This is a genomic window from Parabacteroides sp. AF27-14, assembly GCF_003635425.1.
In the GTDB taxonomy this organism is placed as follows: Bacteria; Bacteroidota; Bacteroidia; order Bacteroidales; family Tannerellaceae; genus Parabacteroides; species Parabacteroides distasonis.
In genome coordinates this window covers 1-1,323 of sequence record NZ_QTLZ01000065.1, presented here as the reverse complement: position 1 = coordinate 1,323, position 1,323 = coordinate 1, and the positions used below count along the sequence as shown (strand labels likewise).

The window sequence follows — 1,323 nt, the reverse complement described above, 5'->3', positions numbered from 1 at the left end:
GATCGGCGTGAACTTCTCTGCCGAGACCCGCAATATCGAGAAGTGGCTGGTTGAGCCCACGCGATAGCTGTGGAAAGGCAAAACGCTCACGGCACGCGCCATCCACTGATCGTACCGTACAGAAAAAAGCGCCGTTACTTGCCCTTTTGGGAGAAAGAGTTACCTTTGTATATAAGTCACATAAATACACAAAGCCATGAACCAGACAATTTATCCCATCGGCATACAGAACTTCGAGAAAATTCGCAAGGACGGCTATCTCTATATTGACAAGACAGCCTTGGTCTATCAATTGGTTACTACCGGACAGTATTACTTCCTCAGCCGCCCCCGACGCTTCGGGAAAAGCCTGTTGCTGTCCACGCTGGAGGCCTACTTCCAAGGGAAAAAGGAGTTGTTCGAGAGACTGGCCATGGAGAAACTGGAAAAGGACTGGAAAGAATACCCGATCCTCCATTTTGACCTGAATATCTCCCAATACGACTCTCCGGATAGCTTATACAAGATATTAAACGACATCCTGTCCCGGTACGAAGACGAATATGGGACACGTCCCTCGGAAGTGACCCTGCCCCTCCGTTTCGCCGGAATCATCGACCGGGCCTACCGCAAAACCGGACAAAGGGCCGTGATCCTGATAGACGAGTACGACAAGCCCTTGCTACAGAACTTGCACGACAAGGAGATGCAAAACCGGCTCCGGAACATGCTCAAACCCTTCTACGGCGTATTGAAGACCATGGATAGGGCCATCCGTTTCGCCCTGCTCACAGGTGTGACCAAGTTCGGCAAGGTAAGCGTGTTCAGTGACCTCAACAACCTCATGGACCTGTCGATGGATAATCGGTACGTCGAGATATGCGGCATCACAGAGAAAGAGATACATGCCTATCTGGATGACGAAGTGAAGGAACTGGCTGATACCCAAATGACGACCTACGAGGAAACCTGCCTAAAACTCAAGCAACGCTATGACGGATACCATTTCACTGCCAAGTCCGAGGGTATATACAATCCATTCAGCCTATTGAATACCTTCGCTAAGATGGAATTCGGAGACTACTGGTTCGAGACCGGAACACCCTCCTACCTCGTGGAGCTGCTCAAGCACACCCATTACGACCTCTACGAGATGGCCAACACGGAGACTGACGCCGACGTGCTCAACAGCATCGACTCCGCCTCGAACAATCCCATACCCGTCATCTACCAAAGCGGATACCTGACCATCAAGGGCTATGATCCTGAGTTTGGCATTTATCGACTGGGGTTCCCGAACAAGGAGGTGGAAGAAGGTTTCGTCAAATACCTACTTCCTTTCTA

The 1,323-nt window shown here is 50.6% G+C and carries 1 protein-coding gene; it reads left to right on the top strand.

All coding sequences use genetic code 11. From position 1 onward, the window contains the following. Window positions 1–196 precede the first annotated feature (196 nt). Window positions 197–1,323: AAA family ATPase (locus DWY79_RS22395; RefSeq protein WP_122370515.1), on the top strand; the 1,127-nt coding region annotated here is incomplete at its 3' end.